The sequence below is a fragment of the Streptomyces sp. NPDC005070 genome, from assembly GCF_053600395.1.
The window spans coordinates 20,788-44,858 of record NZ_JBSFZS010000052.1; the positions used below are offsets into that span (position 1 = coordinate 20,788).

The 24,071-nt window shown below is 71.1% G+C and carries 18 protein-coding genes; 7 read left to right on the plus strand and 11 right to left on the minus strand.

Annotation, left to right across the window (positions count from 1 at the left end):
* Window positions 1-16: 16 nt before the first annotated feature.
* The 4 genes from ACWEBX_RS19350 to ACWEBX_RS19365 form a co-directional block, all read right to left on the minus strand.
* Complete coding sequence (locus tag ACWEBX_RS19350) at window positions 17-1,237, minus strand: hypothetical protein (protein WP_451886047.1); 1,221 nt, start codon at window positions 1,235-1,237, stop codon at window positions 17-19.
* Between the two features lie 142 nt (window positions 1,238-1,379).
* The gene (locus ACWEBX_RS19355) at window positions 1,380-1,844 is read right to left on the minus strand and encodes a hypothetical protein (RefSeq protein ID WP_451886048.1); all 465 of its coding nucleotides are present in this window, start codon (window positions 1,842-1,844) and stop codon (window positions 1,380-1,382) included.
* Window positions 1,831-2,793, minus strand: a complete 963-nt coding sequence (locus ACWEBX_RS19360) for a serine/threonine-protein kinase (protein WP_451886049.1) — start codon at window positions 2,791-2,793, stop codon at window positions 1,831-1,833. Before ACWEBX_RS19360 ends, ACWEBX_RS19355 begins: the two co-directional genes overlap by 14 nt.
* A 244-nt stretch (window positions 2,794-3,037) precedes the next feature.
* Window positions 3,038-4,864, minus strand: coding sequence for a phosphoenolpyruvate carboxykinase (GTP) (locus ACWEBX_RS19365; RefSeq protein WP_451886050.1), 1,827 nt, complete (start codon window positions 4,862-4,864; stop codon window positions 3,038-3,040).
* A 323-nt stretch (window positions 4,865-5,187) separates the two neighbouring features.
* Between ACWEBX_RS19365 and trhA the strand changes: the two genes are divergently transcribed.
* The 4 genes from trhA to ACWEBX_RS19385 all read left to right on the plus strand — a co-directional run bounded on the left by trhA (window position 5,188) and on the right by ACWEBX_RS19385 (window position 9,078).
* Window positions 5,188-5,901: a PAQR family membrane homeostasis protein TrhA gene (gene trhA / locus ACWEBX_RS19370; RefSeq protein WP_451886051.1), complete on the plus strand. Its 714-nt coding sequence runs from the start codon at window positions 5,188-5,190 to the stop codon at window positions 5,899-5,901.
* A gap of 213 nt (window positions 5,902-6,114) precedes the next feature.
* On the plus strand, window positions 6,115-7,680 hold the full coding sequence (locus ACWEBX_RS19375) for an MFS transporter (RefSeq protein WP_451886052.1): 1,566 nt from the start codon (window positions 6,115-6,117) through the stop codon (window positions 7,678-7,680).
* Complete coding sequence (locus ACWEBX_RS19380) at window positions 7,677-8,348, plus strand: TetR/AcrR family transcriptional regulator (RefSeq protein WP_451886053.1); 672 nt, start codon at window positions 7,677-7,679, stop codon at window positions 8,346-8,348. Before ACWEBX_RS19375 ends, ACWEBX_RS19380 begins: the two co-directional genes overlap by 4 nt.
* A gap of 4 nt (window positions 8,349-8,352) precedes the next feature.
* Entirely contained in the window at window positions 8,353-9,078 is a 726-nt protein-coding gene (locus ACWEBX_RS19385) for a Mut7-C RNAse domain-containing protein (protein WP_384787890.1), read from the plus strand.
* 30 nt (window positions 9,079-9,108) lie between these two features.
* On the opposite strand, the gene ACWEBX_RS19390 is transcribed toward ACWEBX_RS19385, so the two are convergent.
* The 5 genes from ACWEBX_RS19390 to ACWEBX_RS19410 all read right to left on the minus strand — a co-directional run bounded on the left by ACWEBX_RS19390 (window position 9,109) and on the right by ACWEBX_RS19410 (window position 17,877).
* Window positions 9,109-11,373, minus strand: coding sequence for a galactose oxidase-like domain-containing protein (locus ACWEBX_RS19390; protein ID WP_451886072.1), 2,265 nt, complete (start codon window positions 11,371-11,373; stop codon window positions 9,109-9,111).
* 143 nt (window positions 11,374-11,516) lie between these two features.
* Window positions 11,517-12,719 carry a glycosyltransferase gene (locus ACWEBX_RS19395; protein ID WP_451886054.1) on the minus strand — a complete coding sequence of 401 codons (1,203 nt, stop codon included), beginning with the start codon at window positions 12,717-12,719 and terminating at the stop codon, window positions 11,517-11,519.
* The gene (locus tag ACWEBX_RS19400) at window positions 12,716-14,401 is read right to left on the minus strand and encodes an ArnT family glycosyltransferase (protein ID WP_451886055.1); all 1,686 of its coding nucleotides are present in this window, start codon (window positions 14,399-14,401) and stop codon (window positions 12,716-12,718) included. Before ACWEBX_RS19400 ends, ACWEBX_RS19395 begins: the two co-directional genes overlap by 4 nt.
* A complete protein-coding gene (locus ACWEBX_RS19405) occupies window positions 14,398-15,660 on the minus strand; it encodes a glycosyltransferase (RefSeq protein ID WP_451886056.1) in 1,263 nt (420 codons plus the stop codon). The genes ACWEBX_RS19400 and ACWEBX_RS19405 overlap by 4 nt, the downstream gene beginning before the upstream one ends.
* A gap of 180 nt (window positions 15,661-15,840) precedes the next feature.
* Window positions 15,841-17,877, minus strand: coding sequence for a thioredoxin domain-containing protein (locus tag ACWEBX_RS19410; protein ID WP_451886057.1), 2,037 nt, complete (start codon window positions 17,875-17,877; stop codon window positions 15,841-15,843).
* 333 nt (window positions 17,878-18,210) lie between these two features.
* Between ACWEBX_RS19410 and ACWEBX_RS19415 the strand changes: the two genes are divergently transcribed.
* Window positions 18,211-21,405 carry a tetratricopeptide repeat protein gene (locus ACWEBX_RS19415; RefSeq protein ID WP_451886058.1) on the plus strand — a complete coding sequence of 1,065 codons (3,195 nt, stop codon included), beginning with the start codon at window positions 18,211-18,213 and terminating at the stop codon, window positions 21,403-21,405.
* A gap of 229 nt (window positions 21,406-21,634) precedes the next feature.
* Here ACWEBX_RS19415 and ACWEBX_RS19420 read toward each other — a convergent pair whose 3' ends face one another.
* The gene (locus ACWEBX_RS19420; RefSeq protein ID WP_384800233.1) at window positions 21,635-21,886 is read right to left on the minus strand and encodes a hypothetical protein; all 252 of its coding nucleotides are present in this window, start codon (window positions 21,884-21,886) and stop codon (window positions 21,635-21,637) included.
* Window positions 21,879-22,739: a mycothiol conjugate amidase Mca gene (gene mca, locus ACWEBX_RS19425; RefSeq protein ID WP_451886073.1), complete on the minus strand. Its 861-nt coding sequence runs from the start codon at window positions 22,737-22,739 to the stop codon at window positions 21,879-21,881. The genes ACWEBX_RS19420 and mca overlap by 8 nt, the downstream gene beginning before the upstream one ends.
* Before the next feature lie 167 nt (window positions 22,740-22,906).
* Between mca and ACWEBX_RS19430 the strand changes: the two genes are divergently transcribed.
* Both ACWEBX_RS19430 and greA read left to right on the plus strand, forming a co-directional pair.
* Window positions 22,907-23,308, plus strand: coding sequence for a DUF4307 domain-containing protein (locus ACWEBX_RS19430; RefSeq protein WP_386982704.1), 402 nt, complete (start codon window positions 22,907-22,909; stop codon window positions 23,306-23,308).
* Window positions 23,309-23,530: 222 nt separating this feature from the next.
* Complete coding sequence (greA, locus tag ACWEBX_RS19435) at window positions 23,531-24,028, plus strand: transcription elongation factor GreA (protein ID WP_451886059.1); 498 nt, start codon at window positions 23,531-23,533, stop codon at window positions 24,026-24,028.
* Window positions 24,029-24,071: the final 43 nt, after the last annotated feature.

Here is a 24,071-nt window from a genome sequence, read left to right on the forward strand (position 1 = left end):
TGGGTCTCTCCTGGTCTCAGGGCCGGGCCGCTTTGGCGTGCCGTCCGGGTGTCGGCGGGAACGCGTAGAGGACGTCGGAGTCCCGCTCCCCGGCCTCGGTGACGTCGACGAGTCCGCCGGGCGCGGGCGGCGGGCGGCCCGGCTCGGCCCACACCGCCCGGTACAGCACGTGGTCGACCTCGACATAGCCCTGCGGGTGCAGTTCGGTGCGTACGACGGCGGGCCGGGCGGGGCCCGGTACGTTGCCGACGCGCCGACCGTGGCTGCGGGGCGCCGGCGTGGCCCGGAGGCGGGTGGTGGCCTCGTCGGGCGCGGGGGCACGGGTGCGGGTGGTGGCCTCGTCGGGCACATGAGTACGGGTGCGGGTGGTGGCCTCGTCGTGCGCGGGCGTACGGGGACGGGTGCGGGGCCGGGGTGCCGTCCCGGCCGGTACGGCACCGACGCCCGACACGGCGAGCGAGCGCCGGGACAGCGTGCCGACGGCGACGGACCGGGCGGAGCGGCGGATCAGGAAGAGGAGCAGACCGAGCAGGAGGACGAGCACGGCGCACAGCACGGTGAGCACGGCGGTGGCGGTGTCCCAGCCGGAGTCGTCGCCCTGGTCGGTGGAGGTTCCGGGATCCCGGCCCGTGTCGCCGACGTTCCCGGTCTCCTGCTGCTGGTTCCGCCCCTGCCCCGGCGTCTGGCCCTGCCCCTGTCGCCCGGTGGCGGTCTCGTCACCGCCGGGGTTCGCGGACGAGCCGGCTCCGGAGCCGCTGACGGTGTCCGTGCGGGAGAGGCCGGTGGCGAGGCCGAAACGGATCAGCTCGGCCCCGGTCAGTCGCCCCTTGCCGAGCCGGGCGCACACGTCCTCCTTCTTACGGGGGTTGCAGGCCCTGCGGTCGGCGAGTTCCTTCACGGTCTCGGGCTTCAGCAGGTCGACGATGGCGTCGTCCGCGACGAACCTGTGGTCGTGGTCCGCGAGCACGAGGAGTGCCGATCCGCCCTCGCCGGTGTGGACGTCCGACGGCACCTCGACCAGGAGACTCCGGCTTCGCTCCACCAGGGTCTGCTCGAAGCCCTTGCGGTTCTCGGCCTTGCCGTCGAACGGCAGGGACCGGTCGAGGGTGACCCGAACCGTTCCCTCGTCGGTCCAGCCGGCCCAGCAGCCGAGGTGCCGGTCGAAGGTGCCGTCACACGGCTCGCCGGCCGCGGCGGGCACCGCCGGAGCCAACGCGGCCAGGAGCCCGGAAAGCATGATGAGGGAAAGCGAACGCCGCATGAAAAAGACCCCCCGTGGCCCTGACACAACACCCCCGTGGCCCTGAAAGGCACTCGCCCATAGTGGCGGAAACCGGCGGGTGTCCGGAAGGGTTTGAGGAACGCGGGGGACATCACTTCTACAACTCGAACACCTGATGGCATCGGGTGAACATCTGTCTCGCCCGCTCCACCCAATCACTGGCCAAAGCATCGAAATCTGTTTGCGTCATGCGGCAGGTCAGGGGAAGGTCGCACACACCCGCGAGACAGGGGCGCGGCCCCCGTACGTCCCACACGGACAGCATGGGATGGAGCTGTTCGGTGTTCCACGCGTTCGACGCGGCGGCGGCGAGGGCCAATTGGTCCTTGCGCAGGAAATGCCCGTCGGTGGCGAATGCGACCAGCAATCTCTTGGTCGTCATGAACCGGACGGTAACCATCCGGCCCGTTTCCTCGAGGTCGAATCTCATGGAGACGGAAACGGTGTCGGTCACCGTGTGGAAATTCCGTCTCGCCACCCAGGTCTGCACCAACTGCCGCCAGTGCGTTCCGATTTCGAGAATCTCCCGGCTCCGGCCGGAAAAGGAGTCAGGCGTCGCCACGGCCCACCGCCTCGGCGACCATCGCGTCGGTCAATCCGGCGTCGAGCAGCGCCTGGGCGTGTGACAGCAGACAGGAGGGTACGGACACGCTGGTGCTCTCCTTGCGGCGCTTCATCAGATCCTGGGTGCGCGCCCTGATGGTGTGGGCGACGGTGGGCGGCGGCCAGTCGGCCTGCCGGGGCTCCTGCTCCAGCAGCCCGGCCAGGAGTCGGTCCAGCCGGGGCCGGTCCTCGGGACGCTTCGCCAGACAGCGCGCGAGCAGTTCCCGCATCGGGCCCGCGATGCCGTCGAGTTCGGGGTCGTCGAAGGCCACGCGGTGGCGCACGGCCTCTCCGTTGCCGTGCGGCGGACGTCCGGTGAGCGCGTACACCAGGACCCCGCCGAGGGAGAAGACGTCGCTCTCCGGGCCCACCTTGGCGCCCCTGATCTGCTCGGGGGACATGAAGGGCGGGGTGCCGACGACGACGCCGACCTGGGTGAGGCCGGGGGCGCCGTCCACACGGGAGATCCCGAAGTCGATGACGCGCGGGCCGTCGGAGGCCAGGAGCACGTTGGCCGGTTTGAGGTCCCGGTGCACGACGCGTGCGGCGTGGATGGCCTGCAGCGCCTCGACCAGGCCCGCGCCGAGTCGCCGTACCTGCGGCTCGGGCAGGGGTCCGTCGGTGCGGACCGCCTCGGCGAGCGAGGGACCGGCCACGTACAGGGTGGCCAGCCACGGCAGTTCGGCCTCGGTGTCGGCGTCGACCACGGCCGCGGTGTAGGCGCCGCTGACCACGCGTGCCGCGGCGACCTCGCGCGCGAAGCGCTCCCGGAACTCACGCTCCGCGGCCAGTTCGGGCCGCACCACCTTGACCGCGACCTCGCGCCCGGCGGGCGAGCGGCCGAGATACACCCATCCCATGCCACCGGAGCCGAGCCGGCCCACGATGCGATACGGACCGATCTTCATGGGGTCACTGACAGGCGTACGCACCCCGCCCACCTCATTTCGGGGTCCAATGCAGGATGTCAGGAGTGTCCCTCGAAATCCGCGCTTTTTCAGCCGTTCCGGCACGGGCGGGGCGCGGAGGACGAAAAAGCCGGGGTCCCGCGCGGATGCGCGCGGAACCCCGGCGGGTGCGGTCACCGCGGCCGACCGCCGCAACGGTCGCAGGTCAGGGCAACTCGGGTCGGCCGCGGAGTGGTTGAGGGCGTCAGCCCAGGCGCTGCACCAGTGCGCGGTACTCGTCCCACAGCTCCGTCGGCGTGTGCTCGCCGAAGGTGTTGAGGTGCTCGGGGACCAGGGCGGCCTCCTCGCGCCAGACCTCCTTGTCGACCGTGAGCAGGAAGTCGAGGTCGTCGCCGGCCAGTTCGAGACCGTCGGTGTCGAGGGACTCCCGGGTCGGCAGGACGCCGATCGGGGTCTCGACGCCCTCGGCCTTGCCGTCGAGGCGCTCGACGATCCACTTCAGGACGCGGCTGTTCTCACCGAAGCCGGGCCAGACGAACTTGCCCGCGTCGTTCTTGCGGAACCAGTTCACGTAGTAGATCTTCGGGAGCTTCGACTGGTCCTTGTCCTTGGCGACGTCGACCCAGTGCCCCATGTAGTCGCCCATGTTGTAGCCGCAGAACGGCAGCATGGCGAAGGGGTCGCGGCGCAGCTCTCCGACCTTGCCCTCGGCTGCGGCGGTCTTCTCGGAGGCGACGTTCGCGCCGAGGAAGACACCGTGGTTCCAGTCGAAGGACTCCGTCACCAGCGGGACGGCGGTGGCGCGGCGGCCGCCGAAGAGGATCGCCGAGATCGGCACGCCCTTGGGGTCCTCCCACTCGGGCGCGATGATCGGGCACTGCGACGCGGGCGTCGTGAAGCGGGCGTTGGGGTGCGCGGCGGGCGTGCCGGACTCCGGGGTCCAGTCGTTGCCCTTCCAGTCGGTCAGGTGGGCCGGAGTCTCCTCCGTCATGCCCTCCCACCAGATGTCGTTGTCGTCGGTGAGCGCGACGTTGGTGAAGACGGAGTTGCCCCACAGCGTCTTCATCGCGTTGGCGTTGGTGTGCTCACCGGTGCCGGGAGCGACGCCGAAGAAGCCGGCCTCGGGGTTGATCGCGTAGAGGCGGCCGTCCTCGCCGAACCGCATCCAGGCGATGTCGTCACCGATGGTCTCGACCGTCCAGCCGGAGATCGTGGGCTCCAGCATGGCGAGGTTGGTCTTGCCGCAGGCGCTCGGGAAGGCGGCGGCGACGTACTTCGACTCGCCCTGCGGCGGCGTCAGCTTGAGGATCAGCATGTGCTCGGCGAGCCAGCCCTCGTCGCGCGCCATCACGGAGGCTATGCGCAGGGCGTAGCACTTCTTGCCGAGGAGCGCGTTGCCGCCGTAGCCGGAGCCGTACGACCAGATCTCGCGGGTCTCGGGGAAGTGGGAGATGTACTTCGTGGAGTTGCAGGGCCACGGCACGTCCGCCTCGCCCTCGGCCAGCGGTGCTCCGAGCGTGTGCACGGCACGCACGAAGAACCCGTCGGTGCCGAGTTCGTCCAGGACCGGCTGTCCCATGCGGGTCATGGTGCGCATGGACACGGCGACGTAGGCGGAGTCGGTGATCTCGACGCCGATCGCGGAGAGGTCGGAGCCGAGCGGGCCCATGCAGAACGGGACGACGTACATCGTGCGGCCGCGCATCGAGCCGCGGAAGACGCCGCCCTGGCCGCCCTCGCCCTGGAAGATCTCCCGCATCTCGGCGGGGGCCTTCCAGTGGTTGGTCGGACCCGCGTCCTTCTCCTTCTCGGAGCAGATGAACGTCCGGTCCTCGACCCGCGCGACATCGGTCGGGTCGGAGGCGGCGTAGTAGGAGTTGGGGCGCTTGATCGGGTCGAGCTTCTTGAAGGTGCCCTTGCGGACGAGCTCCTCACTCAGTCGCTCGTACTCGGCCTCGGATCCGTCGCACCAGACCACACTGTCCGGCTCGGTCAGTTCGGCGATCTCGTTGACCCACGAGATCAGTTCCTTGTGGTTGGTCGGGACGGGAGCCGCGATGTCGCGCGCCACGATTGCTCCTAAATGAGGGGTTTTGTTGTTGTGCCCCGTGGGGGCTGCGACCCGGATGCTTCACGGTGATTGAACCCCTGGCGCTCATCCGGTGCCGACCGCACTCATTTGATGATCCGACTGGTGCGCGCATATGTCCAGAGGGCCTCACACTTGAGCGGAGTGAGCATCGCCACTTCCAGGGAGGTTTCCGCCCGCTCACCCCGGGTTCACCGCGAGTACCCCGGCGGCGCCCGCCGACGCCGTGAGATCATGGCCACTATCGCGGCTCGCTTATGCGGGACTGACACGTAACTTACGGTTCCGTAGGTACGATTCGGCGCATGACTGCGCCCGTCCCCGACGCGCCTACGGACTCGCCGGCCGCCGGCCGGCCGTCCGTCGCGCCATCCTTGTCGGAAGAGATCAAGCCCAAGCTCCGCGGCTGGCTGCACCTCGGCATGTTTCCGGCCGCCCTCGTCTCCGGACTGGTCCTCACCGCCCTGGCGGACTCGACCCGGGGACGCATCGCCTGCGGGATCTTCGCCCTGACCGCCTGCCTCCTGTTCGGCGTGAGCGCCCTGTACCACCGCGGCAACTGGAGCCCGCGCATGGACGGCGTCCTGCGCAGGCTCGACCACGCGAACATCTTCCTGATCATCGCGGGCACCTACACCCCGCTGACCATGCTCCTGCTGCCGGAGGCCAAGGGGCAGTGGCTCCTGTGGAGCATCTGGGCCGCCGCGGCGGCGGGCATCGCCTTCCGGGTGTTCTGGGTCGGTGCCCCGCGCTGGCTCTACACGCCGTGCTACATCGCGATGGGCTGGGCGGCCGTCTTCTTCCTGCCCGACTTCATGCGCACGGGCGGCATCGCCGTCCTCGTCCTGGTGATCGTCGGCGGGCTGCTCTACAGCGCGGGCGGCGTGATCTACGGGATCAAGAAGCCCAACCCGTCACCGCGCTGGTTCGGATTCCACGAGGTCTTCCACTCCCTGACCCTCGCGGCGTTCATCGTGCACTACGTCGGCATCTCCCTGGTGGCCTACCGGCACGGCTGACTCCAGGCCCCACCGAACTCGCCCTTTCCAGTGGCCGCGGCTCCCCAGCCGCGGCCACTGCGCGTTTTCCGGCCACCGTCGGGCCACCGTGGGTCACCGTGCAGCTATCGCACTCCATCGCGCTCCATCGCGCTCCATCGCGACGACACCCGTCATCAACTGAAGGCCGCACCTGATTGACATCCCCCATCTTTTGAGAGTTACTCTCATTTCATGGTGACTCTCACACAGGACGGCGCCGTTCGGCGCGACCCCCGACGCTGGTGGGCCCTCGGGGCCCTGGTCGCGAGCATGCTCGTGCTCGGCTTCGACATGACGATCCTCAACGTGGCACTGCCGACGATGGCCCGGGACCTGGGCGCGTCCACCGGTGAGCAGCAGTGGATGGCGGACGCGTACGTCGTCGTCTTCGCCTCGCTGATGCTCCCGGCGGGACTGCTCGGCGACCGCTTCGGGCGGCGCCGGATGCTCATCACCGGGCTCGTGGTCTTCCTGGCCGGCTCCCTCGCGGGCGCCCTCGTCGACGACGTCACCTGGGTGATCGCCGCCCGGGCCCTGATGGGCGTCGGCGGCGCGCTCGTGATGCCGCTCGCGCTCGCCGTACTGCCCTCGCTGTTCGGACCCGACGAACGCACCAAGGCGGTCGGGGCCGTCTCCGCCGCCTCGGCGCTGGGTCTGCCGCTCGGCCCGATCATCGGCGGCTGGCTGCTGAACCACTTCTGGTGGGGCTCCGTCTTCCTGGTCAACGTGCCGATGGCCGCCATCGGCATCACGGCCTGCGTCCTCCTGCTCCCCGAGACCCGCGACCCCGCCTCACCCCGGGTGGACGCCCTCTCCACCGCGCTCACCGCGGTCGGTCTCAGCGTCCTCGTCTACGCGATCATCGAAGCCCCGTCCCGCGGCTGGGGCGACCCGCTCGTCCTCGGCTGCTTCGCCGCCGCCGTCGTCCTGATCGCCCTGCTCGTCGTCCGCGAGCGCCGCAGCCCCCGCCCGATGCTCGACCTGGCCCTGCTCGGGCAGCGCGGCTTCCTGCTCAACACCCTCGCCGCGACGCTCGTCATGTTCGTCCTGTCCGGCCTGATGTTCGTGCTGCCGCAGTACCTCCAGGCGGTCCTCGGCCACGACGCCCTCGCGACCGGCGTCCGTCTGCTGCCGATGATGGGCGGGCTGCTGATCGCCTCCCGGGGCGCGCAGCCGCTGGTCACCCGCTTCGGGCCCCGCGCGGTGATCAGCGCGGGTCTCCTCGTCCTCGCCCTGGCCGCGTTCCTCGGCAGCCGTACGACCGTCGACGACGGGTACGGGGCCACCGCCCTGTGGCTGACCGTGGCCGGACTCGGCTTCGGTTTCGCCGTGGTGCCCGCGATGTCCACCGCCCTCGGCGCACTCCCCCGCGACCGGGCCGGCAGCGGCTCCGGACTGCTGATGACGGTCCGCCAGGTGGGCAGCGCGATCGGCATCGCCCTGCTCGGCTCCCTGCTCGCGAGCACCTACGCCGACCGGCTCGACACCTCCGCGCTGCCGCGCGCCGCCGCGCGGGCCGCCGACGACTCGGTGGTCGGCGCCCACGTCGTCGCCGGCCGGCTCGGCGACCGGGCTCTCGAAGCCTCCGCGAACGCCGCGTACATCCACGGCATGGACCTGGTCCTGCTGGTCAGCGGGATCGCGGCGCTGGTCACCGCACTGCTCGCGGCGGCCCTGCTGCCGAACCCGCCGCGGTCCGCCCCCGCCTCGGAGGAGGGCACCGACATGGCACCGGCCACGGCCGATGCCGGACAATGAGACCCATGGCCGCCACCGCGCAGAGTTCCACTCCCGCCGCGGAGCCCCAGCCGGGGCTCCGCGAGCGGAAGAAGATCAAGACCCGCATCGCGATCCGCGAGGCGACGTACCGGCTGATCGAGCGGCAGGGGTACGACGCCACGACGATCGAGCAGATCGCGGAGGCGGCCGAGGTCTCCCCCTCCACGGTGTTCCGTTACTTCCCCACCAAGGAGGACATCGTCCTCACGGACGAGTACGACCCGCTCCTCGAACAGGAGCTGCGCGAACGCCCCGCGGACGAGCCGTGGTTCGACTCCCTGCGTCATGTGCTCAGGAAGGCCGTCGGCGTCGGCACCGCCGAGGATCCCGAGATCAGCCGGCTGCGCACCCGGCTGATGGTCGAGGTGCCCGCGGTGCGTTCGCGGATGATGGAGAGCATGTCCGTCACCGGGCGGCTGCTGAGCCGGGCCATCGGGGAGCGCTCCGGCCTGGACCCGGACGGCCTGGAGGTCCGTGTCTTCGCCATGTCGCTGATCGGCGGACTCATGGAGACCTCCCTGTACTGGGCCGAGACCGGCCAGGGGGACGACCTCGCCGACCTGGTCGAGCGCACGGTGAACGTCCTGGAGCACGGACTGCCGCCGCGAAACCCGCAGGACCGGGCCACACCCCGCATGACATCCTGACCGCGTGAACGGACCGGAGATCCACATCGAATTCGCCCCCGAACTGGGGCTGTTCGTCCCGCACGCCCGCCGCTCCGGGGTCACCCCCGTCGGCACCGACGGCTCCTCCACCCTCGGCCACGTCGTCGAGTCGCTGGGCGTCCCGCTGACGGAGGTCGGCGCCCTGGTCGTGGACGGGCGCGAGGTGCCGTTCTCCCACATCCCGGCCGCGGACGAGTCCGTACGGGTCCGCGCCGTCGAACGCCCCCAGCGGGTACCCGGCGCGCCGCTGCGCTTCCTCCTGGACGTCCATCTCGGCACCCTCGCCCGCCGGATGCGCCTGCTCGGCGTCGACACGGCGTACGAGTCCACCGACATCGGCGACCCGGCGCTCGCCGCCCGTTCGGCGGCCGAACGCCGCGTCCTGCTCAGCCGCGACCGCGGTCTGCTGCGGCGCCGCGAACTGTGGGCGGGCGGCTTCGTCTACAGCACCCGCCCCGACGACCAGCTCCGCGACGTGCTGGGCCGGTTCGCGCCCGAGCTGCGGCCCTGGACGCGCTGCACCGCGTGCAACGGCCTGCTCGCCAAGGCCACCAAGGAGCAGGTCGCGGACCAGCTCGAGAGCGGCACCGAGCGGTCGTACGACGTCTTCGCCCAGTGCGCCGAGTGCGGGCGCGCCTACTGGAAGGGCGCGCACCACGACCGGCTGGAGACCGTCGTGGAGCGCGCCCTCGCGGAGTTCGGCACCTGACGGAGGGCCCCCGAGCCCTCCGGACGGCGCCTACCGCCTGATCAGGTCCTTCGCGCCGCAGGCCAGTCCGTCCCCGCTGGGGTCGAGTCCCAGGGGATCGTCCTTGCCGTTGATCCTGAGCCGTCCGTAGTCGTTCTTCCTCAGCCACGCGCAGCGGGAGGCCGTCGTCTTCCTCACCCCCTCCGGGAAGACCGTCGGCACACAGACGTTGACCGAGCCGTAGTGGCGGTCGCAGCCGGAGACGGTGGTGGACACCTTCTGCGAGGTCCGCTTCCTGTCCGCCCCGGTGACGGCGCCTGTCAGGGAGTCGGCGAAGGAGTGGACGTGCGCCGACGCGGTGTCCGCCGCGAGCGCGGAGGGGCCCTGGAGATGCACCCACTCGGCCACCGAGGGAACGCCGTTGGCGTCCACCGCGAAGAGCATGTACCAGCCGGGCGGCGCCAGGCTCGGGTTGCTCGTCACGTTGAGGTCGACGTTGTTCCCGTCCACGCTCAGCGGCAGGTCCACGAACCGCTGGTTGGGGTCGGACGAGTGGGTGACCGCGGCGGGCCTGATCAACTCGGCCTTCACCACGGGCCGGTCGACGGTGATGCGCTGCGTGTCCCCGTACACCCATTCCTTGTCGATCACCGAAGTGATCGTCGGACGGCTGCCCTTGAGGAGGTACGGCGGGGTGTAGACGGACACGTCGTGGTTCCAGGTGCCGTTGCCCGGGTTGTCACCGGTGGCCATCACCCGGCCGTCGGGCAGCAGGAACGCGGAGGAGTGATAGCCGCGGGCCTCCGGGTCGGCGGCCACCGGGTCGAAGGTGGAGGTCGCCGGGTCGAAGATCGACGCCTCGAAGACCGGATCGGCGCGGTTGTGCAGTGCGCCGCCCGTCTCCAGGACCTTGCCGTCGGGCAGCAGCACGGCGGACACGTACATCTTGCCCTGGTCGCCGGTCTGGGCGACCTCGCCGTTGCCGAGGTCCACCGTGCCCCGCGGGATCGGCGGGCCCATCGTGTACGCCGGGTTCGCCGCCTTGAGGTCGATGATGTCGGTGAGCCGGCCGGCCGCAGGGTTGGAGTCGATGTTGCCGCCGCCGAGGGTGAGGACCTTCTGGTCCTGCGCGGGAGGCAGCAGCACACTCGCGGACTGGTCGCGTTCGTCCTTGTTCCGCAGACCCGGGACCGCGGTCGTGGTGTTGGCGTCGTAGTCGTAGATCGCGGAGCCCGTGCCCGGGGTGCCGTTGCCGAAGACATGGCTGCCCGAGTAGAAGAGCCGCCCGTCCTGCATCAGGATCATCGACGGGTACAGCCCCCAGAACGACCAGGTCTGGTTGACCTGCCACAGCGGCAGCCACTGCTGCTGTGCGTTCGACCAGCGCTCGGCCGTCACCGAGCCCGACGAGTCCTCGCGCAGACCGCCGAACGAGATGATGTCGCCGTTGCCCAGCTCGGTCGCGGACGGATACCAGTGACCGTCGTTGAGGTCGTTCGTCCTGCTGTACGTCTCGGTGACCGGGTCGAAGATGTACGAGTCCTTGTACCCCTCGTACCCGTGCCCGCCCACGACCGGGAACGCCTTGTTGCCGCTCATCACCAGCACCCGCCCGTCGGCGAGCTGGACGTGCCCGGCGCAGAACATGTCCTTGGGGGTGGGGATCACCTTGTACGAGCCGGTCGCCGGGTTGTAGACCGCCGACGTGAAGGTGCCCGCCGCGAAGTTCTCCTCACTGTTCCCGGAGCCCGCGATCAGCAGCACCTTGCCGTTGTTCAGGACGACGGAGTGCATGGAGCGGACCGGGTTCTGCGTGGGCAGGACCGTCCACCTCCCGTTCGCGCACTCCTCGGCCGTGCCCGTGCAGGTGGCGGGCGGAACGGGGACGGAGACCTGTTCCATCGTGTAGTCGTCGGTGGTCGCCGAGCCCGTGCCGTACACGGAGACACCCCAGGTGATGCGGTCGGTGCCCGCCGGGACGGCCGGGGTGCGCACCGTCGCCGGTGTCCAGGCCGCCGCCATGTCCAGGGTCTTGAGGTCGGTCCAGTACTGCCAGCCCGCCGTGGTGTCGTGCCGGAACAGCGTGATCGCCGCGTCGGGGGTCGTCGTCCTGTAGAAGAGCCCGAGGTCGTACTGCCTGCCCGCCGTGACGACCGGCGCGCACGCGGTGGACTCGGTGATCAGCGCCTTGCGGTCGCCGTCCACCCGGCGGGTCAGCGTGACCTTCATGGCCTTGGTGCCCGAGTGGGCGTCGGACACGGTCGCGAAACCGAAGTCGTTGTCGCCCCAGCCGGACTTCTCCCAGCAGGACGGCATGCCGTCGGTGCCGTCGGTCTCGAAGCCCGGGTTGGTGACGAGGTTGGCGGCGGACGCGGGCTGCGGCGACACCAGCAGCAGTCCGGCGGCCAGGCCCGTCACCGCCAGCAGAGCGGTCCTCCGTCGTGGTCCCGTCCTTGATCTCACGCCGTCCTCCTCGCCCTGCGGTTCCCCCGCCCGCCGCCGCTACGGCGCGGCAGATACACCAGCGCTTCGGTCCCGGCGAAGCGCAGGACGAAGGTCGTCACCAGGGCCAGGGCCGTGGCGGACAGCGCGCCCATCCCGAGGTGGCGGACGAAGAGCGCGATCAGCGGGATGCGCAGTACCAGATCGGCGTTGGCGAGCAGCGCGAAGCGGCCCGCCCGGTCCCAGCCCGAGCGGTGCCGTCGGCGTTCCCGGAACAGCAGATGCTCGATGAGCAGGAAGTTCCAGGCCACGCCGAGCTGGTTGGCGAGGATCTCCGCCGGTACGTAGTGCAGTCCGGCGGCGGTGAGCGCGTAGAGGCCGAGCAGGTTCGGCAGGAAGCCGGTGGCGCCGATCAGCCCGAAGACCGTCATGCGGGCCACCGGTGAGGCGGTGCGCAGCCCGACGAGATGGCGCAGGAACCGCAGGCCCTCCGCCGCCGACGACTTGGACTCGCCCGCGAAACGGTCCTGGAAGACGAAGGGCACCTCGGTGACCTGGCGGGGGCGGCTGCGCACGGCCAGTTCGAGGAGGATCTTGTAGCCGAGCGGCCGCAGGATCTCGGCGGTGACCGCGCTGCGCCGGATCGCGAAGAACCCGCTCATCGGGTCGCTGATGCCGCGCAGCCGGCGCGGGAAGAGCGCCTTGGTCAGCCAGGTCGCGCCGCGCGACACCGCGATCCGGTAACCGCCCGCGAGCCCTTCCCTGCTGCCGCCCTTGATGTACCGGCTGGCGACCACGAGGCCCGCGTGCGTGCGTTCCCCCGAGGCGATCAACTCCGGTATCAGGGAAGGCGGATGCTGGCAGTCACCGTCCATGACGACGATCCACTGGGAAGTCGCCGCCTTCAGCCCCTCCACCACCGCGCCGCCGAGCCCGCCCTCGGGCTCCTCGCGGTGCAGCACGCTCACCGGGAACGGGCAGTCCCGCGCGGCCTCGGTGATCACCTCGGGGGTGTCGTCCGTGGAGTCGTCCACGAAGACGACCTCGCAGGGCAGTCGCGCCGGCACCGACGCGGTGATCCGGCGCAGCAACTGCCGTATGTTCGCCGACTCGTTGAAGGTCGGCACGACGATGGTGACGGCACCGGGCTCCGGGATCCCGGCGGCGCGTACCGCCGGATCGCCCAGTGCCTCCGGGACCATGCTCTCGAAGCTGTTCATCGACCGCCTCCGGAACGGGCCGTGGTGGTGGTGCCGTTGATGTCTCCCGCGTCGCCGGACCCGTCGATCCGCCGGATCTCGATGCGGTCCTCGCCCGTGCCGAAGGTGGCGACGGGCGTGGAGTGCTCGATCGCGGCCTTCACGTTCGGCAGGTCGGCCGCGTCACGCCGTACCGTCGGGGAGGCGACCACGTAGTCGAGGTCCTTCCAGCCTCGCGGCATCGTCTTCGTGACGGCGGGGTCGAGGTCGGCTTTGTAGAACCAGATGGCGCCGAGGCCCGGCCGGTAGCCGTCGTGCACGAGGTCGAGCCAGAGCCCGTCGTCGACCAGGACCCGGGTGTCCTCGGGGTCCTTCACCTCGGTCCTCAGCCAGGAGGAGGCCGCCCGGTAGGGGGCGTTGGCGTCGGCCGTCACCGCGGTGCGGTCACCGTCGTACCACCGGGGCACGACATAGGAACCCGCGGCCACCACGAGCACCGCCGCCAGCCCCCGGCGCCCCCATGTGACGTGGGCGGGCTCCTGGGTCGTCCGCCGTCTGCGCAGCACGGCGTGGGCGACACTCGCGGCGCCCCCGGCGAGGACGAGGGCGAGGAAGGGCAGGGCCTGGACGACGTACATGGCCGGCAGGTAGCCGTTCGGGCGCAGCGCCACCAGGGCGAGGATCGCCACCGCGAGCGCGGGACCGGCCAGGGCGCGGGCCGTCACCGACCAGCGGAAGGTGACCAGGAGCAGCAGCGCGCCGGCGAGCCCGCCGAGCGGCAGCACCCGGTCGTAGTAGAGCCAGGAATGGAGGACACCGTACGAGCCGGTGCCGTGTTCCAGGAGGAATCCGGAACCGGGACGGCTCATCTGGTAGGTGATGCCCTCCCAGAGCGAGACATGTCCGCCGCCGGGGAGCAACTCCCCCTTGAGCAGGGCGAAGAGCGGATACGCGGTGCCGATCAGCACGCAGGCCGTGACGGCGCCGGTGAGCGCGAACTTGCGGGTGTCACGGTGGCTGTGCCGCCACATCGTGACGAACAGCGCGGGCAGGACGACCAGCATCGTCTCCTTGGTCAGCACGGCGGCGGCGGCCGCGAGGCCCGCGCCGAAGTGGTGCCACAGGTGACGGCTCGGCGACGCGGCCAGACAGAACGCGAGCAGCGTCCACGTCACCGCGATGTTGTCGAGGAAGATCTCCCGCTGCAGCACGACCGAGAGCGGGGACAGCCCGAAGAGGACCATCGCGAGCCCGGCCGCCCAGCGCGGGAGCGACAGCCGGCGCGCGAGGACGTACAGCAGGACCGCGCTCGCCGCGCTGACCACGAGCATCGCGAGGCGCATCGGGCCGACGGTCATCAGGGACGGGCTGAGGTGCGCGGGGACCCAGGTCAGCAGGGCTATCTGGATCCAGCCGAGCGGTGGATGGTCGTACCAGTACGTGTAGTGGGCCAGGCCCTTGCCCTGCTGGACGGCCCAGGCCTGGGCGAGGTAGGTGCCCTCGTCGTCGCTGAGGGCCGGATAGGCGGCGATGTTCCAGCCCTGCACGGCGAGGATCGCCGTGAGCAGCGCCAGGCACAGGATCAGATCGGGGCGTGAGCCTCGGAGAAGCGGGCCGGTGAGCCGTGCCGGGAGGTTTTCGGGCGCGGGTGGCCGCTGCGCGGGGGCCGTGGGTGTGGCCGCCGCGGGGAGGGTGGAAGTCACGCGGGAACGTCCTCTCGGATCGCCTCGGTGAGATGCGCGCCGGCGTGACTGGTCAACTCCCAGTCGTTGCGCCCCTGTTGTTCACGCCAGACGGCGCGTACGGCGGCACCCGCGAGCAGGACCTGGTAGAAGGGCCCGCCGGCGACGAGCTTCAGGTAGTGCACGGTGCGGACGCGCAGTCCGTACTGCTTGCCGAAGTCGTGCAGCCCGACGAGCTCGAACACGAAGGTGACCAGGGCGGTCACGGCCGGCAGGAAGGTGATGAACGCGATCCCGACGGGTACGTCGAGGAAGATCGCGACCGCCACGTTGAGCGGGATGATCACCCCGGAAACCGCCTGGAGGTACGGCGTCATGAGCGTGTAGCGGGCGAGCAACCGCTGTCCGAAGGTGGGCAGTTGCTTCCAGTCGCGCTTGCGGTAGACCTGAAGGAAGCCCTGGTTCCAGCGGGTGCGCTGTCTGAGCAGCGACATCAGCGAGCCGGGCGTCTCCTCCTTGGTCACCATGCCGGAGTCGTACGCGACGACGACCTTCTTGCCGACGCTGGACAGCCGTACGCCGAGATCGCAGTCCTCCGCGAGGCAGTCGGGGTCCCAGCCGCCGGCCTCCCGCAGGACCCGCGTCCGTACGAAGACGGTGTTGCCGCCGAGCGGGATGAACCCCTTCTGCGCGTGCAGGTGAAGGCGCGAGCGGAACCAGAAGAAGTACTCCAGGCAGTTGCGCAGGCTGTACCAGCTCGAATGGAAGTTGATGAGCTGCACCCCGCCCTGGACGACGTCCGCCTGCGTCGTGCGGAACGCGTGGTCGACGTGGGCGAGCAGCTCGGGATGCACCTGGTCCTCGGCGTCGAAGACCCCGACCACTTCGCCGCGGCAGTGCGGCAGGGCCGTGTTCATGGCCTTCGGCTTGTTCTTCCGCTCGTGGTGGTCGACGACGACCCGCACCCGCGGGTCGCGCGCCTCCGCGCTCCGGGCCACCTCGGTGGTCTCCGGGTCGTCGTGCCCCACGATGACGATGATCTCGAAGTCCGTGTGGCCGGATTCCAGCAGTCGCCGGATGGTGTGGTCGAGCACCGCCTGCTCGTGCCGCGCGGGCAGCAGCAGCGAGAAGGACAGGCTCTCACCCCCGTCCGGACGGCCGAACCGGGTGGAGGCCAGCACTTCGGGCGTACGCCACGCGTGCATCTGCCACCACAGGGTGAAGGCCGCCATCCAGAAGAGCGCCAGAGAAACGGCAACGATGAAGACAGACGTGAGCACAGATCCCCCCAGATCCCAAAACCCCCGTCGTGACAGCACGTAACGGCTGTCACGACCCCACGCAGAAGCTATGGGTGATCTGTGAAGGACACGGGTTGCCCCGATGAAGAGCGTGTTTCATCACGCTCGGTCAAATTGCCGAACAAACCGCTCTCTGGGGGCGTTTGGACCGGTTGGTGGTTACGTGTTTCGGCCGTTCAGGACCGCGCGGAGCCGCTCGGGATCGGTCGTCGGGACGTCGCAGACGAAGTTTCGGCAGACGTACGCGGCCGGCTTCCCCTCCACCAGCGGGCGCCCGGACAGCAGCGGCAGCTCGTCGCTCTCCGGAGCGCCCACCGCGACGACGGTGCCCGGCGCGGTGCCCAGAAGTGCCGCACGCCGCAAGGCTGTTGTGGCCGGATCGCCCGCCTCGCCCACCACCGCGACCTCCCGGGGGCCGTCGAGCAGCGCCTCGGCCACCGCGAGCCCCCACCCGATGAAACGGGGCGCCCGCGGCCCGAGCGCCTTCACGACACCGAGCGCCCGCTCGGCCGCGGTGCGATGGGGCTCCGCGCCGGTCTGCGCGCTGTACGACAGCAGCGCCCCGGCCGCCGCGCTCCACCCCGAGGGCGTGGCGTTGTCGGTGGGGTCCTGCGGGCGGCGGATCAGCCGCTCCGCGTCGGCCGCCGTGTCGTACAGCGCGCCCGACTCGGCGTCCGTGAACTGCGCGAGGACATGGTCGAGCAGGAACCCGGCGAACTCCAGCCAGACCCCCTCCCCGGTCACGGACGCCAGCGCGAGGAAGCCCTCGGCGACGTCCGCGTAGTCCTCCAGCACCCCGGCATGGGCGCCGGCCCGGCCGTCCTTGCTGGTACGGGCCAGCCTCGCCCGGTCGTCCAGGTGCAGCCGTACGAGGAGGTCGGCGGCGCCGATCGCGGCCTCCACCAGGTCGGGGCGGTCGAAGTAGGCACCGGTCTCCGCGAGCGCGGCCACCGCGAGCCCGTTCCAGGCGGCGACCACCTTGTCGTCGCGCCCGGGGGCGGGCCGCCCGTCCCGCGCCGCGAGCAGCCGCTCCCGCACCGAGGCGAGCCTGTCCGCGTCGAAGACCTCCTCCTGCTGCGGCAACTGCAGGACGGAGGCGCCCTCCTCGAAGGTGCCCTCCTCGGTGACCCCGAAGTACCGCGCCGCGAACTCGGCGTCCGCGTCCCCGAGCACCTCACGCAACCGCGCCGGCGTCCACACGTAGTAGGCGCCCTCGACATGCCTGCCCGTGCCGTCGTCGCTGTCCGCGTCGAGCGCCGAGGCGAACCCGCCCTCGGCGGTACGCAGTTCACGCACCATGAAGTCCGCGGTCTCCAACGCGACCTGCCGCGCGAGCTCGGACCCGGTGGAACGCCACAGGTGCGCGTAGACACGGCAGAGAAGGGCGTTGTCGTAGAGCATCTTCTCGAAGTGCGGGACCACCCAGTCCCGGTCGACGGAGTAGCGGGCGAAGCCGCCGCCGAGCTGGTCGTAGAGACCACCGCGCGCCATTCGCTCACAGGTGTCCACGGCCATCTGCAGAGCGCCCTCGGATCCGGTCCGGGCGTGGTGGCGCAGCAGGAACTCGATCACCATGGACGGCGGGAACTTGGGCGCGCCGCCGAATCCTCCGCGCGCCGCGTCGTAGTCCCGGGTGAGTCCGAGCAGCGCCCCGGCCAGCTCCTCCTCGCCCGGCACCCGGCTGTCCCCGAAGGACATCTCCCGGTCGGCGAGATCCCGCGTGATCTTCCCCGCGACCTCGGCGACCTCGTCCCGCCGGTCCTTCCAGGCGCTCGCCACGCCCTCCAGCACCTGCCGGAAGGACGCCATGCCGTGGCGGGGCTCGGGCGGGAAGTAGGTGCCGAAGTAGAACGGCTCGGCGTCCGGGGTCAGGAACACGGTCATCGGCCAGCCGCCCTGCCCGGTCGCCGCCTGCACGGCCTCCATGTAGACGGCGTCGACGTCGGGCCTCTCCTCGCGGTCGACCTTGACGCTGACGAAGTGCTCGTTCAGGTAGGCGGCCGTCGCCTCGTCCTCGAAGGACTCGTGGGCCATGACATGGCACCAGTGACAGGCGCTGTACCCGACACTCAGCAGAACGGGCCGGTTGCTTCTGCGGGCTTCGTCGAAGGCCTCGGCCGACCACGGCCACCAGTCGACGGGGTTGTCGGCGTGCTGGAGCAGATACGGGGACGTCTCATGGGCCAGTCGGTTCACTCCGCCACTCTCCCACGGCGTCCGGGACGGCGTGGAAGCACAGGGTGCACCGGACGTGCCCCGTCGGGGCATCTTCACGAGAGTGGCCGTATCGGTCCAGGGGCGCCCTGGCCTGCGCGGTGGCGGAGGCGGGGCTCGCCCGCGCCTGTGTTCCTCGCCCTCTCCCAAGGCCGGGCCCCACGCGAGGAACGGGCGGGTCGCGTGCGTCCCAGGGGGGCGGACTCCGACGGCCGGCACACGCGATCGCGGTGAATGATCGACGCCCCCTCGCGCTCGCGTCGCGGCCGAAGGACACTCATAGGCCAGGGAGTTGCTGCCGGAGGGGGACGTGACATGCGGGACGGCCATCGGGCTGAGGCCGAGCGGCTGTTGGTCCGGGCTGTCGAGGAGGAGGTGCGGCGCTCAGGGGGGCGTGCGGACGGGAGCGCCCTGTTGTCACGGGCGCGGGCCTCGCTCGACGCGATGGCGGAGACGGCCGCCGAGGAGTACACGGCGTACGCACGGGCGCTGGAGGAGTCCGAGGCGGGACGGCAGACCTTCGGGCAGCGGTTCGCCCGCGAGGGATCCGGAACTCCCCTGCTGGTGGCCGCGGTCGGCGCGCTCGCGGCCGTCGTCGCCGACCTGGCCCTCGGCACCGGCGCCGGCACGGCGGTGGGCACCGGAGCGACGGTGGCCGTGGCGGGCGCGACCGCCACGGTCCTCAAGGTGACGGCCACGCACGTGCCCGCCGCGAGCCGCCGCGCCGGAGCCCTGGGACAGCCCGGCGGCCCCGAGCAACTGCGCCTCCAGTGGCTGACGGCCCTGGAGGTACGGGGCGTCCGCCCGTTCCTCGACCAGCAGCGGGTGCTCAGCGCCACCACCGGCGCCAAGAAGGGCGCCCCCCAACTGCGGCGCACCGACAAGAGCGCCGCCGCCCGCCGCCGCAACGTGCTGGAGCAGTCGTTCGGTCAGCTCCCGGAGCAGGAAGGCCCGTTCACCGGACGCCGGAGCGAACTGTCACGGATCGCGCGGTGGGTTCACGCGGCCCGGGCGAGCACGGAGACGAAACCGACGGTCGTCGTGCTGCACGGCACCCCCGGCTCCGGCCGCAGCACCCTCGCGGTCCGGGCGGCGCACGCCCTCAAGGACCAGTTCCGCGGCGCGTGCGTGGTCGACCTGCGGGGCGACAGCCCGGACGATCCGCCGCTCACCACCCGCGACGCGCTGCTCCACCTGCTGAACCGGCTGGGCGCCCCGCGCGAGCAGCTCCTCTTCCGTGAGCGCTCCTCGCAGGACCAGCAGGTCAAACGGCTGAGCGAGCTGTATCACCAGCATCTGACGGGCCTGCCCGTCACGATCGTGCTGGACGACGCGAGCGACGCCGAGCAGGTACGCACCCTGGTCCCCGAGCGCTCCGACAGCCTGGTCCTGGTGACCGCCCGCGAACCCCTCGACCTGCCCGCCGGCCTGGCCGCCTGGGTGCACCAGCTTCCCGTGGAGGCGCTGGACGCGGCGGGCTCCGAGGAGCTGCTGACCGCGGCGGCCCAGGACGCGTCCGGCCCGTACGACGCCGAATCCGCCGAACACATAAGGGAGTTGTGCGGCGGTCTGCCGCTGGCGCTGCGGGTCGCGGGTTCCTCGCTCGGCCCCCGCACCCCGCGCGCCCTCGCCGGCGACCTCGCGGCCTACGGCCCGGTGGAGCCCGTCGAGCGGGTGCTGTGGCTGCGGTACACGGACCAGTCGGTCACGGCGCGCCGGCTGCTGCGCCGGCTGGCCCTGGCCGGCCGGGCCTCGCTGGGCGCGGCGGCGGCGGCCTCCCTGCTCGCGACGGACGAACCCGAGGCCCTCCGTCATCTGACCGCGCTGTCCCGGGCGGGTCTCATCGACCACGTGCGCGGCAGCCGCTACCGCCTGCACGATCTCGTACGGACCTTCGCGGCGGCGCGTCTGCTCGACGAGGAGGAGGCCTCGGAGCGCACGGCGGCGCAGGAGCGCCTGATCGTGAACTACGCGGAGCTCGCCGATTCGGTGATCCGCCTGGTGGACGGCAAGACGTCGACGCGCGCCGACCAGTTCGGGCCGCACGGCTTCACCTCCCTGGACGCCGCGCTGCGCTGGCTGGACGACGAGTCGAGCTTCATCACGGCGGCCCTCAGACACGCGGAAGGGGTCGACCAGGCGGCGGTGCTCCATCTGCTGGGCGCCCTGTGCGACTACTGCCTGCTGCGCGGCGACCTGTACCGGCTGGGCGAGATCAGCGAGCTGACCCAGGCCGTCGACCAGGGGCTCCTGGTCCGCTCGGTGCAGTGGCGCACCGGTATCGCGGCCCGCCAGCTCGGCGAGCTGGACAAGGCGCGGACGACCCTGGCCGCGGTGGTCGACCTGTATTTCGAGGCCCATCACGACGCGGGCGCCGCGCGAGCGCTGTGCTCGCTCGGCATCACGCTGCACCACCAGGGCGGCCTCGTCGAGGCGGCGGCCAAGCTCCAGGAGGCCATGGACCTCCAGGCCTCACCCGAGCTGGCGGCCGACCGTGCCTGGACGATGCACGCGCTCGCGGCGGTGGAGCGCGACAGGTCCCGGCTCGGCCAGGCTCTCGGGCTCCTCACCGAGGCGCTGGTCCTGCACCGTGAGAGCGGCTCCGTGCACGGCGAGGCCTGGGCCCACTTCCAGCTCGGCCAGCTCGGTCTGCGGATGGGCGACGTCCCGCGCGCGGAGCGTGAACTGCGCGAGGCGCTCGATCTGTACGGCCGTACGCGCGACGCCCGCGGGGAGGCCTGGGCGCTCACCCAGCTCGCCCGCGCGAGACTCGTCGAGGGCGACCCCTCCGCCGCGGTCGACGGGCTGCGCCAGGCGGCCTCCCGGCACCGCGACAACGAGGACGCGCGCGGCGAGGCCTGGACGGTCTACTACCTGGGCCAGTCCCTGGAGGAGACCGGCAGCCTGGACCAGGCGGTGCGGGAGCTGGAGCGCTCCCGGACGATGTTCTCGCGCATGCGGGACGTCTACGGGCTGGCCTGCGCCCGCCACCACTCGGCCCGCGTGACCCGCGACCAGCGCGCCGCGCAGACCGGCTCCCTGCGGAACTCGGGCTTCGCCCGCCAGCTCCTGGTCGACGCCCGCGCGGACTTCCAGCGCATCGGGGTCGCTCACGGCGAGGCGTGGACCTGCCTGGAGCTCGCCGTCGTCGACGCGGGCAACGCCCGTACCCAGCAGGCGCTGACCCTGTGCGACGAGGCCGTCGGCCTCTTCACCTCGTACGGCGACCGCCGCGGGGAGGACTGGGCCCGCTTCCTGCGCTGCACCCTGCTCCCCTACGCGGCGCCGGGCGGCCACGAGGTGGGCGCCGCGGTGGCCGTGGAGGAGCTGTCGCAGCTCGGGCGGGCCGGCCACGCCACCCGCGACGGCCGGCTGGACGACTTCATCGAGGCGTACCGGCTGCTGCTGGAACGGGGAGTGGACCTGGACGCCGGGTGGCAGGCCTGGCGCCTGGGCATGGTGCCGGGACGGCACGCCCGCGATGTGATGGGCGTGCCCGTGACGACGTGACGCGGCGGCGGCCTCCGACCGCGACGGCGGCGGCGTGAGGCGGGCGGCCCCGCGGGCACATGGCGAAGCCCGGTGTGCGCCCGCGGGGCCTCACACCGGGAGTCCGGTCATGGCTGACGGCCGCCGGTCAGGCCGGTGGCGTGATGGCCGCCGGTCAGGCCGGTGGCGCCGCTCAAGCCCGTGGCCGGGGCTCCCGCGGGTGCCTGCCCGGCCCCGCGCGGGCGCCCGCTCAGCCCTTCGCGGGAGCGGTCTTCCCGCCGGATCCGGAGCCGTCGGCGGACACCGCCTCGTTCTCGGGGTCCTGCTCGAAGGAGACCTTGCCCATGTGTTTGCTCATGGACTTCATCAGACCCCAGACGGCCAGGGCCATCACCGCGAAGACGATGAAGCCGAGGACGCCGGGGGTGACCTTGTTCTCGTCGACCTCCTTGGCGAGGGGGACGAGGTGCGTCAGTGCCAGGCTTGCGCTCATGTCAGGCATTGTCGCGGATGCCCGCAAAGAGGTCGTCCTCGGGGAGGGATGTGTCCACGAGGGACTTCGCGAGCTCGTACTCCTCGGTCGGCCAGACCTCCCGCTGGACGTCCATGGGGACCTTGAACCAGCCGCCGTCGGGGTCGATCTGCGTGGCGTGCGCGATCAGCGCCTTGTCACGGATCTCGAAGAAGTCCGCGCACGGAACGTGCGTGGTCAGCGTGCGCTCGGTGCGCTCGAACTCGCTCCAGCGCTTCAGCCAGTCCCCGTACGGCGACTCCATCCCGCGGTCCAGGAGCGCGTGGTGCAGCGCCTCGGTGCGCGGGCGGTTGAAGCCCTGGTTGTAGTAGAGCTTCCGCGGCCGGTACGCCGGGCCGAACTCGGACTCCGGGTACTTCTCGGTGTCCGTGGCGCCCTCGAAGGCCACCATCGAGATCTTGTGGGTCATGATGTGGTCGGGGTGCGGGTAGCCACCGTTCTCGTCGTACGTGGTGATCACCTGCGGGCGGAACGAGCGGATCTGCTTGACCAGCTCGCCGGCCGCCTTGTCGACGTCCTCCAGGGCGAAGCAGCCCTCGGGCAGCGGCGGCAGCGGGTCGCCCTCGGGAAGCCCCGAGTCGACGAAGCCGAGCCACTCCTGCTTGACGCCGAGGATCTCGCGGGCCTCGTCCATCTCCTTCTTGCGTACCTCGTGGATGTTCTCCTCGATGTACTTGTCGCCCTGAAGCTTGGGATTGAGGATGGAGCCGCGCTCCCCGCCCGTGCAGGTCACGACCAGCACGTCCACCCCCTCGGACACGTACTTCGCCATGGTGGCCGCACCCTTGCTCGACTCGTCGTCGGGGTGGGCGTGCACGGCCATCAGTCGCAGCTGGTCAGTCAAGACTCAATCCTCGGTCAGTCGGCTGTCGCCTGAGTCGGCTGTCGGCGCCCGGCGTGATTCCGCGCTGTGGGCGGCTTCTATAGTGACGGAATCGGGGGGCGATTAATTCCGGGGTCCGTCCCCGTGACCCGGCCGAGAGGACGATCATGAGTACGTCGAGCACGCGGCTGCCCGAGGGGCGGTACGGCCGCTCCGCGGACGAGCGGGCCGACCGGAAGCTCAGGATCATCGGCGGTGTCCTGGGGGTCGCCCTGATCGGCGTGGTCGGCTGGTTCGGCTACGACTACATCGCCGGGTCCAAGATCAGCGCGCAGGTGATCACCTTCAAGGCGGTCTCGGACCGCGCGGTCGAGGTGCACCTGGAGGTGCACAAGGACGCCGGTACGAAGGGCTACTGCACCCTGCGTTCGCAGGACGCCGACGGCCTGGAGGTGGGCCGCGCGGACTTCCGTTTCGACCAGGACTCCTCCCGCCTCGACAAGGTGGTCACCCTGCGTACGACGGCCCGGGGCACCACGGCGGAACTCCTCGGCTGTCACGCGGGCTGAGCTGCACCGCCGGCCCGGCCCCGACGCCATCGGCGCGGGCCGGAATCACTCTGGGCGACCAACGGCCGACCAGTGGCTGACCAGCGTTGATGCAATTCTGATGTCTTATGTCCTCCCCTCCGAGCCGCTGAATTGTTAGGCTCGTGGTTTCGCCCACCCGTGAGAGAACATGCTTCTGGGTAGGGCGATGCTTTGTATTCCCAGTACCTACGAGGAGCACCTGTGACCCAGACCAGTGAGAACGTCACCTGGCTGACCCAGGAGGCGTACAACCAGCTCAGGGCCGAGCTGGAGTACCTGTCTGGTCCTGCGCGCACGGACATCACCGCCAAGATCGCGGCCGCGCGCGAGGAAGGCGACCTGCGCGAGAACGGCGGGTACCACGCGGCCAAGGAAGAGCAGGGCAAGCAGGAGCTCCGCGTGCGCCAGCTCACCCAGCTCCTGGAGAACGCCAAGGTCGGCGAGGCTCCCGCGGCGGACGGCGTGGTCGCGCCGGGCATGGTCGTCACCATCGCCTTCGACGGCGACGAGGACGACACCCTGGACTTCCTGCTCGCCTCGCGCGAGTACGCGAGCTCCGCCATCGAGACGTACTCTCCGCAGTCCCCGCTGGGCTCCGGCGTGAGCGGCAAGAAGGTCGGCGAGGACGCCCAGTACGAGCTGCCGAACGGCAAGCTCGCCTCGGTCAAGATCCTGAAGGCCGTGCCGTACCAGGGCTGAGCCCAGGACCGGCGACGACGATGCCCCCGGCAGCACGCCGGGG

Excerpts from the sequence above, each read along its gene's own strand:
- ACWEBX_RS19380 (WP_451886053.1), top strand. The coding sequence starts at position 7,677 with ATGAGACCCATGGCCGCCACCGCGCAGAGTTCCACTCCCGCCGCGGAG.
- ACWEBX_RS19375 (WP_451886052.1), top strand. The coding sequence starts at position 6,115 with ATGGTGACTCTCACACAGGACGGCGCCGTTCGGCGCGACCCCCGACGC.
- ACWEBX_RS19420 (WP_384800233.1), bottom strand. The coding sequence starts at position 21,886 with ATGCCTGACATGAGCGCAAGCCTGGCACTGACGCACCTCGTCCCCCTC.
- ACWEBX_RS19395 (WP_451886054.1), bottom strand. The coding sequence starts at position 12,719 with ATGAACAGCTTCGAGAGCATGGTCCCGGAGGCACTGGGCGATCCGGCG.
- ACWEBX_RS19350 (WP_451886047.1), bottom strand. The coding sequence starts at position 1,237 with ATGCTTTCCGGGCTCCTGGCCGCGTTGGCTCCGGCGGTGCCCGCCGCG.
- mca (WP_451886073.1), bottom strand. The coding sequence starts at position 22,739 with ATGGCCGTGCACGCCCACCCCGACGACGAGTCGAGCAAGGGTGCGGCC.
- ACWEBX_RS19390 (WP_451886072.1), bottom strand. The coding sequence starts at position 11,373 with ATGCCGTCCTGCTGGGAGAAGTCCGGCTGGGGCGACAACGACTTCGGT.
- ACWEBX_RS19430 (WP_386982704.1), top strand. The coding sequence starts at position 22,907 with ATGAGTACGTCGAGCACGCGGCTGCCCGAGGGGCGGTACGGCCGCTCC.
- ACWEBX_RS19360 (WP_451886049.1), bottom strand. The coding sequence starts at position 2,793 with ATGAAGATCGGTCCGTATCGCATCGTGGGCCGGCTCGGCTCCGGTGGC.
- ACWEBX_RS19415 (WP_451886058.1), top strand. The coding sequence starts at position 18,211 with ATGCGGGACGGCCATCGGGCTGAGGCCGAGCGGCTGTTGGTCCGGGCT.
- trhA (WP_451886051.1), top strand. The coding sequence starts at position 5,188 with ATGACTGCGCCCGTCCCCGACGCGCCTACGGACTCGCCGGCCGCCGGC.